Origin of the sequence: Gemella sp. GL1, from assembly GCF_013415365.1 — a bacterium.
GTDB lineage: Bacteria > Bacillota > Bacilli > Staphylococcales > Gemellaceae > Gemelliphila.
In genome coordinates, this window is the sequence record NZ_JACBYB010000007.1 from 119,706 (window position 1) to 135,606 (window position 15,901).

27 protein-coding genes are annotated in these 15,901 nt (G+C 29.3%); 3 read left to right on the plus strand and 24 right to left on the minus strand.

Translation table 11 applies throughout. From position 1 onward, the window contains the following. Positions 1–50: 50 nt before the first annotated feature. From HZY82_RS00675 to HZY82_RS00770, 20 genes are all read right to left on the minus strand, one after another. On the minus strand, positions 51–1,346 hold the full coding sequence (locus HZY82_RS00675; RefSeq protein ID WP_179938392.1) for a PBSX family phage terminase large subunit: 1,296 nt from the start codon (positions 1,344–1,346) through the stop codon (positions 51–53). Next, on the minus strand, positions 1,339–1,824 hold the full coding sequence (locus tag HZY82_RS00680; protein WP_218925220.1) for a terminase small subunit: 486 nt from the start codon (positions 1,822–1,824) through the stop codon (positions 1,339–1,341). The genes HZY82_RS00675 and HZY82_RS00680 overlap by 8 nt, the downstream gene beginning before the upstream one ends. Positions 1,825–1,913: 89 nt before the next feature. Further along, a complete protein-coding gene (locus HZY82_RS00685) occupies positions 1,914–2,351 on the minus strand; it encodes a hypothetical protein (protein ID WP_179938396.1) in 438 nt (145 codons plus the stop codon). Positions 2,352–2,599: 248 nt separating this feature from the next. Next, complete coding sequence (locus tag HZY82_RS00690; RefSeq protein WP_135157269.1) at positions 2,600–2,857, minus strand: glutaredoxin domain-containing protein; 258 nt, start codon at positions 2,855–2,857, stop codon at positions 2,600–2,602. A gap of 12 nt (positions 2,858–2,869) precedes the next feature. Further along, positions 2,870–3,157 (minus strand): helix-turn-helix domain-containing protein, encoded by a 288-nt coding sequence (locus HZY82_RS00695; protein WP_179938398.1) that lies wholly within the window; start codon positions 3,155–3,157, stop codon positions 2,870–2,872. Between the two features lie 422 nt (positions 3,158–3,579). Next, complete coding sequence (locus HZY82_RS00700) at positions 3,580–5,394, minus strand: DNA primase family protein (RefSeq protein WP_179938400.1); 1,815 nt, start codon at positions 5,392–5,394, stop codon at positions 3,580–3,582. Position 5,395: 1 nt separating this feature from the next. Further along, complete coding sequence (locus HZY82_RS00705) at positions 5,396–7,057, minus strand: hypothetical protein (RefSeq protein ID WP_135157275.1); 1,662 nt, start codon at positions 7,055–7,057, stop codon at positions 5,396–5,398. A 41-nt stretch (positions 7,058–7,098) separates the two neighbouring features. Next, positions 7,099–7,740: a lipocalin/fatty-acid binding family protein gene (locus tag HZY82_RS00710; protein ID WP_135157277.1), complete on the minus strand. Its 642-nt coding sequence runs from the start codon at positions 7,738–7,740 to the stop codon at positions 7,099–7,101. 15 nt (positions 7,741–7,755) lie between these two features. Next, positions 7,756–8,505 (minus strand): DUF1351 domain-containing protein, encoded by a 750-nt coding sequence (locus tag HZY82_RS00715; protein WP_135157279.1) that lies wholly within the window; start codon positions 8,503–8,505, stop codon positions 7,756–7,758. A gap of 8 nt (positions 8,506–8,513) precedes the next feature. Then, complete coding sequence (locus HZY82_RS00720; protein ID WP_135157281.1) at positions 8,514–8,858, minus strand: phage replisome organizer N-terminal domain-containing protein; 345 nt, start codon at positions 8,856–8,858, stop codon at positions 8,514–8,516. Positions 8,859–9,039: 181 nt separating this feature from the next. Further along, the gene (locus HZY82_RS00725; protein ID WP_228098195.1) at positions 9,040–9,468 is read right to left on the minus strand and encodes an MBL fold metallo-hydrolase; all 429 of its coding nucleotides are present in this window, start codon (positions 9,466–9,468) and stop codon (positions 9,040–9,042) included. Next, a complete protein-coding gene (locus HZY82_RS00730; RefSeq protein ID WP_135157285.1) occupies positions 9,461–9,796 on the minus strand; it encodes a hypothetical protein in 336 nt (111 codons plus the stop codon). The genes HZY82_RS00725 and HZY82_RS00730 overlap by 8 nt, the downstream gene beginning before the upstream one ends. Continuing rightward, complete coding sequence (locus tag HZY82_RS00735) at positions 9,796–10,167, minus strand: hypothetical protein (RefSeq protein WP_135157287.1); 372 nt, start codon at positions 10,165–10,167, stop codon at positions 9,796–9,798. The genes HZY82_RS00730 and HZY82_RS00735 overlap by 1 nt, the downstream gene beginning before the upstream one ends. After that, a complete protein-coding gene (locus HZY82_RS00740) occupies positions 10,157–10,378 on the minus strand; it encodes a hypothetical protein (RefSeq protein WP_135157289.1) in 222 nt (73 codons plus the stop codon). Before HZY82_RS00740 ends, HZY82_RS00735 begins: the two co-directional genes overlap by 11 nt. Continuing rightward, positions 10,368–10,658, minus strand: a complete 291-nt coding sequence (locus tag HZY82_RS00745; protein ID WP_179938402.1) for a hypothetical protein — start codon at positions 10,656–10,658, stop codon at positions 10,368–10,370. The genes HZY82_RS00740 and HZY82_RS00745 overlap by 11 nt, the downstream gene beginning before the upstream one ends. Positions 10,659–10,714: 56 nt before the next feature. Next, a complete protein-coding gene (locus tag HZY82_RS00750; RefSeq protein WP_135157293.1) occupies positions 10,715–11,056 on the minus strand; it encodes a hypothetical protein in 342 nt (113 codons plus the stop codon). Positions 11,057–11,339: 283 nt separating this feature from the next. Further along, on the minus strand, positions 11,340–11,633 hold the full coding sequence (locus HZY82_RS00755; protein ID WP_135157295.1) for a hypothetical protein: 294 nt from the start codon (positions 11,631–11,633) through the stop codon (positions 11,340–11,342). Next, on the minus strand, positions 11,614–12,159 hold the full coding sequence (locus tag HZY82_RS00760) for a dUTP diphosphatase (protein ID WP_135157297.1): 546 nt from the start codon (positions 12,157–12,159) through the stop codon (positions 11,614–11,616). Before HZY82_RS00760 ends, HZY82_RS00755 begins: the two co-directional genes overlap by 20 nt. 11 nt (positions 12,160–12,170) lie before the next feature. Continuing rightward, positions 12,171–12,467 carry a hypothetical protein gene (locus tag HZY82_RS00765; RefSeq protein WP_135157299.1) on the minus strand — a complete coding sequence of 99 codons (297 nt, stop codon included), beginning with the start codon at positions 12,465–12,467 and terminating at the stop codon, positions 12,171–12,173. A 29-nt stretch (positions 12,468–12,496) separates the two neighbouring features. After that, entirely contained in the window at positions 12,497–12,754 is a 258-nt protein-coding gene (locus HZY82_RS00770) for a hypothetical protein (protein ID WP_135157301.1), read from the minus strand. Positions 12,755–12,809: 55 nt separating this feature from the next. On the opposite strand from HZY82_RS00770, the gene HZY82_RS00775 reads away from it, so the two are divergent. Continuing rightward, complete coding sequence (locus HZY82_RS00775; protein ID WP_218925221.1) at positions 12,810–13,013, plus strand: YozE family protein; 204 nt, start codon at positions 12,810–12,812, stop codon at positions 13,011–13,013. Here HZY82_RS00775 and HZY82_RS00780 read toward each other — a convergent pair. The 4 genes from HZY82_RS00780 to HZY82_RS00795 form a co-directional block, all read right to left on the minus strand. Then, entirely contained in the window at positions 13,000–13,188 is a 189-nt protein-coding gene (locus HZY82_RS00780) for a hypothetical protein (protein WP_135157305.1), read from the minus strand. The genes HZY82_RS00775 and HZY82_RS00780 overlap by 14 nt on opposite strands. Before the next feature lie 12 nt (positions 13,189–13,200). Continuing rightward, entirely contained in the window at positions 13,201–13,944 is a 744-nt protein-coding gene (locus tag HZY82_RS00785) for a phage antirepressor KilAC domain-containing protein (RefSeq protein ID WP_179938404.1), read from the minus strand. A gap of 17 nt (positions 13,945–13,961) precedes the next feature. After that, the gene (locus tag HZY82_RS00790) at positions 13,962–14,171 is read right to left on the minus strand and encodes a helix-turn-helix domain-containing protein (RefSeq protein WP_135157073.1); all 210 of its coding nucleotides are present in this window, start codon (positions 14,169–14,171) and stop codon (positions 13,962–13,964) included. Between the two features lie 209 nt (positions 14,172–14,380). Further along, positions 14,381–14,536: a hypothetical protein gene (locus HZY82_RS00795; RefSeq protein ID WP_167753239.1), complete on the minus strand. Its 156-nt coding sequence runs from the start codon at positions 14,534–14,536 to the stop codon at positions 14,381–14,383. 176 nt (positions 14,537–14,712) lie between these two features. On the opposite strand from HZY82_RS00795, the gene HZY82_RS00800 reads away from it, so the two are divergent. Beyond that, positions 14,713–15,378 carry a LexA family transcriptional regulator gene (locus HZY82_RS00800; protein ID WP_135157072.1) on the plus strand — a complete coding sequence of 222 codons (666 nt, stop codon included), beginning with the start codon at positions 14,713–14,715 and terminating at the stop codon, positions 15,376–15,378. A gap of 78 nt (positions 15,379–15,456) precedes the next feature. After that, positions 15,457–15,837 (plus strand): hypothetical protein, encoded by a 381-nt coding sequence (locus HZY82_RS00805; RefSeq protein ID WP_135157071.1) that lies wholly within the window; start codon positions 15,457–15,459, stop codon positions 15,835–15,837. The last annotated feature ends 64 nt before the right edge of the window (positions 15,838–15,901 follow it).

A 15,901-nucleotide genomic window follows, 5' to 3' on the forward strand; every position in this document is an offset into this window, starting at 1 on the left:
CCTCCTACTAAACATTATAACACAATATCTAGTTGTGGTCATTGATTTCACTATGATAAACCTAATATTTTAGAGTTATCTAGACAGAAGTATTTCATAAAGTCACAACAATGATCATCTTCTTTTATTACTTTGGGTTCTGGTGTGTTCAGTGTGTCTTCATCATATCTATAAATTTTATGTTCATGTACAAATATCTTGTTGTTTTCATTGTCCAAATAATAAAATCTACCACTTGCTAGTAAAGATACAACCATGTCAATCATAGTTTGATTTTTCTTTTTTGCTACCGGATTCCACCTAATACTATAATCGTGATAGTACTGATTCCTTAAAGCACCCTCTGCACTATCAATAGTTCTTCTTAATACAGGCACTTTATACTTATCAATTACCGCTTCTATAAACTCATGAATCATTACAGTCAGTTCAGATGGTGCTTTCTTAACCGATTTACCTACTGGACTATAGTAAAAAGTATCTAATAATATAACTTTACCTTTGACAGTAATAGCATAAGCTCCGCAAGCAGTTGCTGATTGTTGATGTCCTGTATCAAGTGCAAAAGAAATACCGTAAATTTTATCATCTGTAGGTAATCCATCTAATCTTTTGAACGTATTAATATTATAAACGTTAGTACCTAGACCTACTACTTCTCCTAAGTACATCCAGTTATAATAATCAATATCATTTTCTTTGTATCTCTCTATCTTTGCTTTCATTTGTTTAGATAAAAAACCTAGTTTATCATCAAGATATGTACTATGATGTATAAAGTAAGCTGGGTCTAATATCTTTTCTTCTACCCATTCGTTAATCCATTCATATGGGTTTCTTGGTGGGTTATACGAAAAGTAAACTTTAACCTGTTTATTTCCTGGTAATTCTTGACGTATAAACGTATCTTCTACAACGTCAATATCTTCTCTCCCTGCAAACTCTGTTAATTCCTCAAACCAAACATGCGTGACATATCCTTTAGCAATCTTTTGTGATTTTAGTTTCATAGGGTCATCTACACCATAAAAATAGAAAGCAGTTCCTGTTTTTTTGTGAGTTATTTTTAATGGTGAAGAACCAAAAGTAAACTGATTAGCTACTTTCATTTCATATATAGCCCACTTAATTTGTTCATATACTGATGTACGTAAATACTTACCTACTTTTCTTAGTACAACTACATTACTCAACTTATCATTTAGAAAGTCATTAACTAGCTTAATTGATATTACAGATGATTTAGTAGAACCACGACCACCTTTTAATATAAGATGGCTCTTTTCAGAAAATAAAACAGAATCAAATGTAGGATTAACTAATTTAGCAAGATTAAACTTACTCATTATATTCACTCCTATCAAAAATGAAACCTGTTATTTCTTCTTCACCTTCTACATTTGCTCCCACTTCTATTCTTAGTTTCTCTAATTCAAGTTCATATTTCTCAAGTTGCTTTTCTATCGGTATAATAGGAAATCTTTTCAATAATTCTTTTCCAGCTGTTATTACTTCTGTAATAGATGGTTTCTTTTCATATTCTACTACCTGCCCCGTTAAAGGACTAAGTTGTTTAACTTCTTCTGTAGTTTCTTGTCTAAAAATAGCAGTTAGACCTTCTAGTACTTCTGATTGAGTCGCTATAGTAGTTTTTTTAAGTCCTTCTAAGCGTTTATCTATATACGATTTTACACTAGGATTTTCTCGTATTTTATGAGCATCCGTTTTAGCGTATCTTTCACTATAACCAGCCTTTATTGCCGACTGGTAAACATTTCCTGAGATGATGTGCTCATCAGCAAAACGTCTTTGTCTTTCATTCAATTTTCCACCACTCCTTTTTTTCATAATAAAAAGAGAGTTGTTACACTCTCTTCTGTGCGATATAATCTAAGAGATTAACTTCGCTACGCTTATAATATCATATTACCACCTTTTTTTCCGTAATTTCCGTAAACTTGTGTTGAATTTAATTTTTTGTATAAAATTTGTTTCTGTCTGTAAATCATCTTCTCTACACTAGATTCACTCCTGTGTATCATTTGACTAATACGTACTATCGATTCCCTTTTTAAATATCTACATATCATAACTTCTTTGATTTCATCGTCCATTTCTTTAAAAAGTTGCTTGACGCAATTTACAGCGTGTTTTCTTCTAATATACCAGCCATAATTCAATTTTCTTAACAAAGCTTGTTCTGTACTATTCTTCATTTTAGTTCTAACAACGCCTATATTTTCGTCCAGATCTTCAAAGGTATTGCTAGTAACTAAAAATAAATTCAATTCCTCCCTTATTCTCTCAAAATTATTTAAATAATAATTAGTTGCTTCCCACGAATATTTCAATAAGATTTCTCCTCTCACTTATTATCGTTACCCATCAAACTTCCCTCTTATACAAACCCCTATCGTAAAGCTCAAGCTCCATACTGAGTTTTTTATTCTTATCTTCTAACCTTTTTACTTCACTTTGTAAAACGTTGTTTTCTTTCATGTATTCTATTTTTTCAAGATGTGTAATACATAAGTAATACAAAACAACACACCAAGCAATAAATAAAATTACATGTAATAATACGTTTGTTTCAAGATTTTTATTCATTATATTTACCGCTATAATTTTCTATTCTATCCGGCTGAAATCCACACCATGAATCTTCCCAATCATTAACGCTGATTACTGGAAACTGTGTAAATCCTTTTTCACGCAGCATATCTATCACATCGTCACTGTTATCTAGATTATGCGTTGCTACTTCTTCAAATTTTATCTCATGAAATTTCATCATCTCTTTTGTTGTGCTGCAGTTTACGCAAGGTACTGTTGTATATACTATTATTTTATTTGTCATTGTTATTCTCCTTTAATTTTTCATAATATAATCTATATATTCACTTGTAGGTCTCCACGTTTTACAGATACATTTGTACTCAACACTGCCGTACAGTAGTTCGTTTACTGTAATATCAGCAAATTTAGCTATTGCTTTTATTCTTTCTTTGTTGGGTAATGAACGACCGTTTTCCCAACCTATAACACTACTATCACTAGCTCCGAACAATTTTCCGAAATCTTTAAAAATATATCCCTTATTCAATCTTATTTGCTTAATTCTTAAACCTACATTTTTTTTATTTACTTGTATTTTCATTATATTAATTACCTTTTTTCTAAAATCTTCACACTTCTGATAATATTCAACTAATATCCAACAGATTTAATAGGTAACATGTTACCTTTTTTAATTTAGTTACCCTCTCAAACCCTTGATACAACTAGGTTTGTTTGAATCTAGGTACAGGTAACATGTCATCTCAAATCTATATATAGTAAATTACTACTTTAAAGCAAGAAAGTACTAATTTTACTCAAATACTTTTAATCAATGTTACCTTTGTTACCTTGTTACCTTTTAACAAATATTATATAATTATTATTTATTATATAAAGGTTATAACCTTTATACATCAAGGAATACAAATTATTAATATATAATATATATTAGTTAAAATAAAATTAAAAAAATGGGTAACTTAAACGTAACTTAAATTTTAAAAAAGTTACCTTTTTTAATTATTCTTCTATTTCTGTATAAACTCTGACTGGTTTTTTATTTATTTTCTTTAATTTAACCTGTACATCATATATAGCACAGATAGTATCTTTTAATAATTTAGCACTTGATTTATGAACTCCGTTTTCTTCAACCCATGTTTCAAATTGTGTGTATATTTCAGGTGGTTTCTTACCTAAGATATCTTGTTTTGTATATCCACTTAGAAACTGAATTGTCGAGTTATTCTCTTCGTGATATTCTTCATTCCATTTTGTTACACGTTCTGATTTAGTAAAGTGACCTTGACTATACAATCTTTTGTAAGCTTCTATAATAATCATTATCCAGTATTCTAAAGCATCATCTGTAGTTAACTTTGTTATAAAATGAGGGTCTTTCTTTTTAGGTTTACCGTACATAGGTAACCACTGAACACGTCTTTTATATGATTCCCCTTTTTCAAATGTTTTTAATATATGGTTTGATGTAAATATCAGTGTAGTAGTGAATACAGTATTCTCACTTTGTTTAAAAAGCTCACGTACTGCTACAAAGTCGCAAGATGATATATTCTTCAAGACTTTCATTTGTTCGTTGTTTATAGGTGCGTCTTGTATATCATCTCCTAGATTAGCTAAAATACCCTTTAAAGTGACTATATAACGTTCATCAGCTAGGTTCTTGATAGATAGACCAGATGTATTTTCAGCACCTAGAATGCGTCTTATTATTGTTAATAAGGTACCTTTACCATTACCACCATCTCCGACGAATATTGAAAACATTGCTAATAGTCTTTTAAATTCAGGGTCTGTAATCAAAGCATGAGCTATGATTTCAAGAACTAGTTTTCTATAATCTTTGTCATCATCTGTCAGATGTTTCAAATAATCGTCTATCTCTTTGACTGATTTAGCGTTCGGATTATATTTGATTGGTATGGAGTAAGGCGTAAAGTCTACGTAGTCTATCTCTATAAACTTACCGTCTTTTAAAATACCGTTTTTAAATTTCACAACATGTATTTTATCTCCAGGAATAATATCAGTCATATAATCTAACTGACTTCTTACTTCTTTGTAAAAATAGGTTTTCTGTGAGCCGCACTCATTTTTTATAATTCTTTTAAGCAGTTCTTCATCTTTTTTATAATCACCTCTATATCTATAGTAGATAGCATTGTTAAACTGCACTATCTTATATTTGTTCTTTATAAGCTCAGCCATTTGAATTTCAGTAACTTCATTGCTGTCAAAAGTGACACCCTCTCTTAATATGGTTTCAAGTTCATCATCTTTCATAGGTTCTGAAAATATATTGTAGTTTATAAATCTAAGTATAGACTTCCAACCCTTACACTGAGCCAACATTGCTCTTTGAGTAAATAGAGATTGATTACGACCATCTCCCTCAGCGTATCCGTTTAGATTTAAAAACTTCTTATTCATTGAAAATATCAAAGGTAAGTCTTCCCTAATACCCTCATTTTCTATCTGTCTAAGTTCACCTTTTTGTTTAATCGTTACAGCGTAAGTGTTGCGTGATGTTTTAAATTCTACTTCAAAACCTAATGCGCAAATTCCTTTAGCTCTTTTAAAGCTATCTGGTCTTTTAAAATATAGGTGAGCACCTCTCGTAGTCCAGACTATTTGAGTCTTAATATCAAATGTATTAATTAGTTTTTTAATAACTTCTTTATCCAAGCTGTCAATATCTACAACCACTTCATTTTCATTCAATATATAGCCTGCGTCTTTAAAATGATCATGACTATCTGATATATCAGCACCTTTTTTCGCATGTTTTTGGTTAGGTAAAAATTCTACATACATTCTACACCCACCTTTCTAGTTTTTTTTGCACTATTTGATAATAGTGGTTTATATCTATTTCTCCTTTAAAATCCTTACAGTCGTCATTCCACAGCGTCATTTTTTCAGGAGCGTCAGCAAACTTAACCAGACCTCCGTCCTTTCTTTTCTTAAATAAAGCAAAATCTCCATCTTTAGAAGCGAATACCCTGTTTATTTTTTGATATTTGTTATCTTCCTTATCAAAGGTTCCTAGATATGTAGAACCGGCTTGTAGCACGTATTGGTATAGTTTAGGCTTGTCTAAGTTCTCAAGCAAGGTATCTAAAACTTCTTTATCGTAAACTAATTTATTAACTAGAGCTATGTCTAATATTCTAGCGTTGTTGTTTTTAAATATAGCGTCAAAATGGTATCTGTTAACATCTCCGCCCTTACATTTAAGTTTACCGTCTTTAACACCTATATAATTATTTACATCTTTTTGAATAAACATATCAAAAGTATCTTCTTCTAACGTTAAATTAAATTCTTTCTCCCAAAGTTTCCAAACTTTTTTATATTCGTTATTGTCTGTAGTAAAGGCTACACCATCGGTGTTAATGTTAATTATTGTACAGTAGGGTGATAACATTTCACAGAGTCTGTACAGGGCTATCTGACCGTATATACATACTGAAAGTGCTGCTTTGGGGTTATATAAAGATGAATATTCATTCTTTAAGTTTCCGTACACTGAATTTAATATAAGTTTTAAAGTATCTGATAGAACTTTATCGCTATGTTTAACAGCTATACGTTTATCTAGTATCTCTTTATATTTTTCAGTATAAGGACCTAATGCGTTGATATTTAGTATTATATTAGGGTACATTGACGCTACATCTAAAAGTTTTACATTTTCTACTTTTTTTATAGATTTATGGACGCCATGCAGACCACCAAAACCAAATTCGATAATATTATCAAATGCTTCAACTACAACTTTCCCCTTATCTTTACTTCTCCACATTTCAACAACATCAGGGTCGACTATTGATAATAAATCTTCAAAATCTTCATTATTCTTTTTAAGCCTAATGTCATACCATTTCGCCAGCGGTCTATCTAATAGTGCGTTAGCAGATAGTGTTGTTGTATTCCATCTTATCGACGCTTTAGATTTACACATTTTCAATAACTCTTGTTTAGTTTCAAAGTAAGATTTAATACGTATTTTATAAATATCTATAGTCACGTCTACATCGTATGAACAATATTCTATAACTTCTTTTACTTCTTCATCGTTTAGTTTTCTATCAATGTTAAAGTCAATATCACTTTCTTTAATTTTAAGCCCCATATTGCCCTCTATTTTCTTTAAAGAGGGTCTGGCTACATCTATTTGTTGAAAACAGTCAAGTGAATTAATATCAGAACTTACTTTCATATAAGTTTCACCGTTAATAATATCATCATTAAGTTTTTTTATTTGATATACATCTCTTAAATCTAACATGTATGTTAAAATCTTATCGTCATACCAGTAATTATTATAACCTACTAAAATTTTATCTTCTATTAAATCGCTAAGTCCTGTAAAATCATTGTGAAAAATTTTAATAACTTTTTTATCTATATCTTTAAAAACAACTAAAGCGTCCTCTTTAAAAACTTCTACATCGTAAAATAATAAGTCTTGCATACTTTCTCCTTAACTTGTAGGGGAATTTTTTCCCCTATACTCTATTTTTTCTTTTTCATAAAGGCTTTGACCTCTGCCCAAGTATGATTTTTACCAGCCTTTTTCACCTCGACTGTTAAGTTTTTACCAATTAATTCTTCTTTATTATCAATATGAATACCAAATTTTTTAAAGAATTGATCGTATCTCTTTTGTTTTTCAATCGGATTAGGATACCATTTTTTCATCGAGTCAAGATATTTAGCGTAAGTCATTTTTGATTCATATTCTTCACCTTCGTATTCAAAAATAATCCTTACAGCGATATTATCGTCGATAACTTCTTTACAAGGCACTTGAATCATCATACCTACATCTTCTAAGTCAAATTTTGCGTAAGTCTTGTAATTAGATTCCCAAAGTGAGCAGAAATTATCGTATCTATACACATCTTTTCTAACCTCACCGATAACTGAGCCAAGCGAATTAGAATCAACACCAAAATATTCATTACACCAGTTTTCAACTTTCTCAGTTTGTTCCTGACTATCTTCAAATTCTTCCAAAGTCTTGTTGTAAACTTGTTTATTGAATAAGACTTCATACGTTTCCCCGGCTTCTTCATTTAAGAAAGTAAATCTTATCTTTTTACCTTCGTTTAATCTTTCAACATCTACTAGTAATAAATCTTTTAAAATTTCCATATTTTTATACCTCTCTTATTTAAATTTTATATTTATTTTTTCACAGTACATTTTCAAGAGCTGATAATGCGCCTCTGTGAATACTTCTATTTTATATGTTTTTGTATTACTATTATTATCTTCTTTGATAGCTTTTACAATCTCTTTTTCTTTCTCTAATTTAGAAAAAGCTTCGGTTATATTTAAATTGTTTAAATAATGTATAAATAAAGTGTTTCTATCATCATGTTTGTCAATAAGATTTAAATCTTGTTCAATTCTTTCCATTTTTTCTACAAGATCATCTTCAACCTTATTTATAGACATTGTTTTATTTAAATATCTACTTTCAAATAATCTTGAGTAAGATATTTCGTATTTAACTAACATCTTGTAATGTTTTAATCTTTTGTTAAAAATAATGTTTATGTTATTGTTTTTATCGTATCTTTCTAGTTCTTCAAATTCTCTTGTCTGACTTCTTACTGTATCTTCAGCTTCTTTTACAATAGATACGATCTCGTCAACTTGTCCTTTTACTTGTTCGTAAGGTATTAACAAGTCCTTTTTAAATTCAATTAACCTTTTGTTTAAAAGGTCTGTTGCTTTTCTTGTTGCTGCAACTAACTTTTTGTTAGTTTTTATAGTATCTTCTGTAACAACTATATTTTTCAAGTTCTGAGACAAGTCTAATGCTTCTTTTTTTAATTTAGCATAAGCTGGAAAATGACCCATTCCATTTTCAACAATAAAATTATCAGTATCTTTTACACTTAACTCTTGCATAAAACCTCCTATAGTCTGTCATAGATTTTTATAAACAGTCTACCTGCTTCTAAAATATAATCAGTTCTGCTTTCATGTTCTACAGTATCTAAAATTTTATCAGCTAGCCTCTTTAAACCCTCTTTCATATGAATATCTACATTTTCTTTTTTAGGTACATTACCGTGAACTTCCCAGTTGACGGTGATATACCTTTTTCCGTCAATATTTTCAGTTGTGATAACCCCTGCTTTTTTCAACCTATAAATCATAACTTTTACATTTTCAACACTTTTATTCAAATGTATTGCGATTTCTTGATTTGTCGCAGAGGGGTAAAACTCTAAATATGATTTAATATCTTTGTGATTCATTAGTAAAACCTCTCGCTTTTATGTAATTCTATTAATTTACTGTCAATATTTCTTCTATTAATATAGAAGAAAGTTTTTGCGTCTTTTGTAGACAAATGTCTTTGTGCTCCTAAATGTATATCATATTTATATTTTTTACTTTTTAAAGCTTGTTCTAATTTATATTCGTCATAGTTTGACTCTATAAAAAAGTAATCATATATTTTTTAGGAGCATGTTTTAAAGTGTTTGTATCAGTTGCGTATATAATTGACTGACTTCCTTTTTCCCAAGTGAAACCATAACATAAAACGTCATGTACACACTCAAATGGTAAAAATTTATAATCTTCTGTTTCTACTTCAAAATTGGCATTGCATATTATGTCTACTTCTATCAGTTGTGCCACTTCATAGTTTCCAATAACTGTTATTCTAGGAAATTTCTTTTTTATCTGTCTGATTGTAGCTTTGTTTAAGTGATCTGAATGAATATGAGTTATTAAGAGATATTTTATATCGTATAAATATTCTTTTATCTTTTTAAAAGCTACACCGCAATCAACCATTATATCATCAATAACTACGCAATTACCCTTAGAGCCCGAAAATAAAACTTTGTAATTAATCATATTTTGCTTGCTCCATTTTCAATTTCACTAGTTCTTCAGTAGCTTTAAGTATTTCTTTTTCTAGATCACGTTTTTTATCAGCTTTTTCTTTAAGTTCGCTTATTCTCGCTTTTTCTTTATGTATAACTTTAGTATCAAGTCTTGCTATAATAAATTGTGTTGGTCTTATATTTAGTTTTTCATTTGTTTCATATCCTATAAATTTACCTGAATTAACGTATTGGCTCTTATGTGATAATAAACATATATCGTTTTCTTTTAAATCTTTTTTATCTGTATAGTAGTAATATATTTTTTCATTTTCTCTAAATTGTATTTTTGCGATCATTATTTATCCCTCCTAAATTTCGGAAAATCAGGCATGTTTTCAAATTCTTTAATTTCATAGTCTTGCAGTTTGTAATCTTCTTTTTCAATATCTTTCATATCTTTCAATTCAGTTTTTTTACCAGTTTCTGCTTCAAGTAAAAATATCAATTCTTGAATGGCTTTTCTAATATCTGTTTCTGGATCTTCATGTTTGTCATATAATCTGAATAAATATTCAAAAGCATTTGTGTAATATGGACTGCTAATCGGACTAATTTTTTCTATATTTCTTTTAATCAATTCTTCTAACACATATCTACATTCAACTTGATTACCATCAAGATTTATTATGTATCTGTTTGGTTTAACAGCTTCTTCTTTAATCGTCATTTTCTTTTATTTCCTCCCAATATTTAATTTCTTCTTTTATCTTTTTAATAGCTGTACGTGCGTCTATATAATCAATAGCGCACATTATGTAATGATATTTATATCCTGCCACATCAGTTTTTTCAATAGCTTTTTTAGCTTGATCATATTCATAATTTTCTAAATGTTTTATTGCTTTATTTAATAAATTTATGTATTCACTATATATCATAATCTTCTTTGACTCTTCTTATTATCTTTTTCAATGATAGCTTGTCTACTGTGCTAAATACACCTATTACTTTTTCCGTAAGTTCCAACCATTTTGGCAAATCTTTTTCCTTGCATATAAGTTCTAATTCACCTGAAAAAGGAAAACCGTCATCTACATATTTCATAACATCTTCTAACTTTTCTCTCATTTCTTCATTAAGAAATCTTTTACGTCTATATGAAATTTCATACCAGATTTTCATATCTTCCATATAGCTTTCATAAGCTGCTTTTTTCATTACTATATCCTCCTATTGAAATTTTTATTAATTCATGTAATAATATACTTGTAATTTTATTTTCTAAGCTGTGTTTGTCGACATGGCTTTTTTGTTCTTTCGTAATGTTTATTTGCTTCACTTAAAATCAATTTATCTATATCAATAGAACATTCTTCTTTAAGCATCGCTCTCATATCTGATTTTTGAAAATATATCTCCATTTTGTAATCTGACATATGTTCCATTAAGTTAGTTATAAAATTAGTAATTCTAACTTTCCCCCAGTCATACTTGATACGAAGTACGCTCGCTGTTGACAGTAAAAATTCTTCTAATAAATCTCCTCTAGCTTCCATTCGCTCATATTCAATACGTTCTTTTTTTGGTAGTTTTGTTCTTTTAATCTTCCTTACCATTATTCTCACCTCCTTTTATTTTCTTTTTGACACTCTTCCCATTTCCTTTCAAAAATTGTTTTCAACTCATTTATATTTAATATAGTGCATGATTCTATACGGTTTAAAGTTTTGTCACTATATGAATATCCTTTTTGTTTAATATTTAAAATAAATCTATATTCATCATCTGAATGATTTTCTTTCATGATCGATTTAACAGATCTATTATCTAAAATTTCATTGAAAGCTTTTTTAAAAATCGCTCGTGGCGTCCTCGTAGATTCTTTAAAAGTTCTATTTACTATCCTCTTTTGTTGAAATAGTTTTTAATCATTTTCAATGATATATTAAAATAATCAGCTAGCATGTTAAGATTTTCATTCGTATAACCGAAATTTTCTATTATTTTATATATAAAATAATCTTTACTTACACCATCTTCAAAATCTCTAAAACCATATTGCCTTACAGCTTGTCTTACAACTTCTTTTTTATGATTTAATTTTTTAGCAAAGTCACTAACTGTATAAATTTCAAAGTTTTTATGTATAAACAAAACTTCTTCTATAATTAATTCATCTTCCGCTAGAACCAAAACCTTTCTCTCCTCTCTCACTGTCTTTTGTAAAATTAACTTCAATAGCTTCTGTTACTGGTATGTTAACAATTTTTAATTGTGCTATTCTGTCACCTTTTTTAAATTTATAAAACTTCCACCAGCTCAAATTATCAACGTTTAAAAATATTTCTCCGGTGTAATCATTGTCAATTAGCCCCACATTTATTCTTATATCAGTATTTTTGTTAATACTACTTCTTGCGTGTGTTTCTCCAGCTAAATCTAGCGGAAAGTTAGCTGCTATACCTGTTCCAATAAGTCTTCCTTTTGTAAATGGATAAATCGTTATATCTTCTGTTAAATATAAATCATAAGCGCTAGCTGTTAGATGTTTACTTGGCAGTTTAGCATCGCTTCTAACCAGTCTGAATGGTATTTCAGTAACACTAGTAAACATTTTTTCTAATGTTTTAACTCTGTGTTTCATAATTCCAATTTCTCTGTCAAGTTCATCAAATTTATATTTTAATGTTGCTATTTCAATATCTTCAATTGTCGTCATTTCTTATCTCCTTACTTAAAATGTATCTTCTTTGGTCTTAATTTATCTCTGACACTTTCACTTTTTGCGTCAAAAGAATATGAAATTATAATAATATTTAAAGTTAGTAAAAATAGCGTTGTTATCGATAATTCAGTTGTTAACATTGATGTAGAACCAATACCAAAAACTAAACCTCTGAAAAAACTCATTTTTCTTTTAACTTTGTTTGTATCTTTAAAAATTCTATTTAAATTTTGATTAAATCTTTTTTTAGACCTGTGCACTTTCTTTGTGCTCATTGGGCTATTAACAAATGCTCTGTTCATTTTTTTCTCCTTTTTTAATCCGGGCAAGATTATATTTTTCTTCTATCTAAATATTTATTTAAATCTCTAATGTCGATTAAAGTTCTTCTTTTAGTGAGATGTACAATTCCGATTTCTCCACTCCTCAAGATCTCGTCTAAAGTTTCATCTCCTATTTTTAGTTTCTTCCTAACTTCACTTTTAGGACTATAATGTAGTCCAATATCAGCAGCATTATTTACTACTAGCATTACTCTTTCGCTAATTTTTTCAGCTGTTTCTTGTGCTATTTTATCTTCAAGCGTCACATTGCGTACCTCCTTTATGTGATATAATATACTCATTAAACGAAAGGAGTATATTATGACTTTTAAAAATTGGATTTTAGAATTTATTGACGTAAATCTTCCTATTGGCGATTTAGCAAAAGATGTTAATTTCGATAACAATTTTCCTAATACATCTGACAAAGAAGTAATTAGTGAATATCTTCAAAATCAGGGTGCTTTTAAAGACGCTTTAGAAACTTTCGAGCACTCTTGGAAGCTATATTCTAGTTCTCGTTAATATTATCTAAAATTAAAACATCTTTAAGTACGCTCTTCCGTTTATTTTGAGTGTACTTTTCTTCTAAAATTACTTGTTTTTTATTGTATAATTTATGTTTTATTCGAACCGCTCCACGCTTTAACAACTCTTCTATTAATTCTTTCGTAGTCATTATTTCTGGTTTTAAATTCATTTTTTTTCTCCTTTACGTTTCCCTTTCCACTGTAGGTTTAATACCTAAACCTTTCAATAACTCATAAATGAACAATCTTCCTTTTTGCGTCCAGTAAGTATGTAAAACTGACTTTCTACCACCATCTAGATCACTAGTTTTAGATTGTGTATAACCTTTATCGGCATAGTTTCTATATAGTAACCAAACGTTCCCTTGCTTGAACTGTACACCTTGCTCTTTCAAAATTTTATTTAACTTTGTTCCTGATAGACCAAAATCTTTAGCTATTTTAGTAATACTTACTAGGGATTTACTCTGTAAAATCATGTCATAATATGTAGCTTTAGGTTGTAACTCTTGTAGTTGTTGATTTTGAACAGCTACTGTCAACTGTAGTTTTTCATTTTCTTCAATTTGATTAACAAGCGATATTAATGCTTCTTTATATGTAGACGGAACTTTTAACTTTTCTTCTAATTCTTCTATATATTTAATAACTGCCTTTCTGACTGCCTTACTTTCCCTTACAAGTACTTGTTTAGCTTGTGATAGAGTTAGGTCAAACATTGGTCTTTCCCTGTTAAGACTATCTTTGTATGAGATGGGCGAAATTTTTCCCTCATCTATTTCTTCTTCAAATTCATTTCTTACTATCTTTAATAAATCTTTGTGTAGTAACTCTGCTTTACCCTCAATATCTTTTCTAAAGAAATTGATTTGTTCTAACAACTCTAATGTTGTGATTTTGTTTTTCTCTTGTTTTATTAAATTCATTTAATTCTCCTTTTGTTCTATTTTTTTCGTACTACTTTACCAAAAAAAATTTCATCTTTTGATATTTTATACAGTTCACATAATGAATTCATTAAATCAAAAGGTATCTTACTGCTGTCTTTTTCGTACTTAGATACTGTTTGATGATGTACGCCTGTGATCGTAGCAACTTCCCGCATAGTATATCCAGCGTTTACTCGTGCGGCTTCCAAAGTTATTTGTGTCATTTTTTCACCTCTTTAGTTCTATTTTTTTCGTACTATTATTTCTTAGAAAAAAGTGAGATATACTCACTTCTCTACTATATAAGATTGAAAGACCTAATCATCTTTATTAACAAACCAGTAACAATACATAGTTATAAGAAAACATGCTATTGTAAATAATAAATATTCCATTCTCTTTTATTCTATGATATACTATGTTTGTAAAGGGCTTATCGCCCTTTACAGTGTTGTTTTGGCTTTCTGCTATTTGCAGAAGGCTTTTTATTTTGCTTTAGTGTATCTATACCTTTTATTAAAGTTCCAATACCACCAAGCAAAGTTCCTAGCCCAGCCATGAGAGTTGCTAACTCTATTATAGTAATCATTGTTTCCTCCTTGTTAAGACTCAGGTCTTTCAACCTTGTAATTATATTGTACGATATTTTTCGTACTTTGTCAATGGTTTATTTTATTTTTTTCGTATTTTTTTACATTTTATTCTTGATAAGTTCGAAAAAATTCGATATAATATAGGAAAGAATTAAAGAAAGGATTTGTTAATATGGCTAAAAATAGCCCACAAGAAATAGAAAACAGAAAATACTTCTCTGAAAAACTAAATCATTTAATTTCTATTAATAATAAGAAAAAAATTGATTTACATAGAGATTTAGATATGCCTAAAAGTACAATTACTGGGTATACAAAAGGAACTTCTTTACCTACCGCTGGAAATGTGCAAAAAATAGCGGATTACTTTAATGTTGCAAAATCAGAACTAGATTTACGTTTTAAAGATGATATAGAGCAAACTCAAAAAAATAAAGAACAAAAAGGAATTAAAATCCCAGTTCTGGGAGAAGTCGCCGCAGGAGTTCCAATATCTGCCGTTGAAGATATACTAGATTATGAAGAAATATCAGAAGATATGGCTAGAACTGGAGATTTTTTCGCATTACAAATCAAAGGTGATTCAATGCAGCCTAAAATGGACGACGGAGATGTAGTTATAGTGAAACAACAATCTGATGTTAATTCTGGAGATACAGCTATAGTATTGGTCAATAGTGATACTGCAACATGTAAAAAAATTCAAAAACACGAAAATGGAATAATGCTTATCTCTACCAATCCAAACTATCCTGCAAAATTTTTCTCTAATAAAGAGGTAAAAGAATTACCTGTAACGATTCTTGGAAAAGTGGTAGAGTTGAGGGCAAAGTTTTAACACTTTTATTTCATCGGGCCCTTGCCCGACATTATGACAAAATTATCACCAAAAAATTTTATTCAAGGAGAAAATTCCATGAACAACGATATAATTGGAAAGGTTATCAAAATTATTAATTCAGACACATTGATAATACATACACCATATAAGAACGTCAAAAGAGGAGATAATATCGCAATAGTCGCAAGTGTTTTTCCTATAATTAACCCTGATGATGATACATTACTAGGTAATTATTACGTTGAAAAAGAACATTTAGAGGTGGTTTCTAATCACGATTTATATGTTGTAGCACAAAAAATAATACGTCGAAAACCTATAGATTTAATCGATATCGGTGCTGATCATAGTTATATAAAATCAATTAAATTAAACGTACTACCTGAAGAAAATGAAAAATTAAAATCAACAGACACTAGAATACGTTTAGGTGACCTTGTGATTTTCCAAAAATAATATTGACAAAGAAACAAAAAAATGATAGAATGATATTAGATTAGAGGGCATAGTCCCACCGATA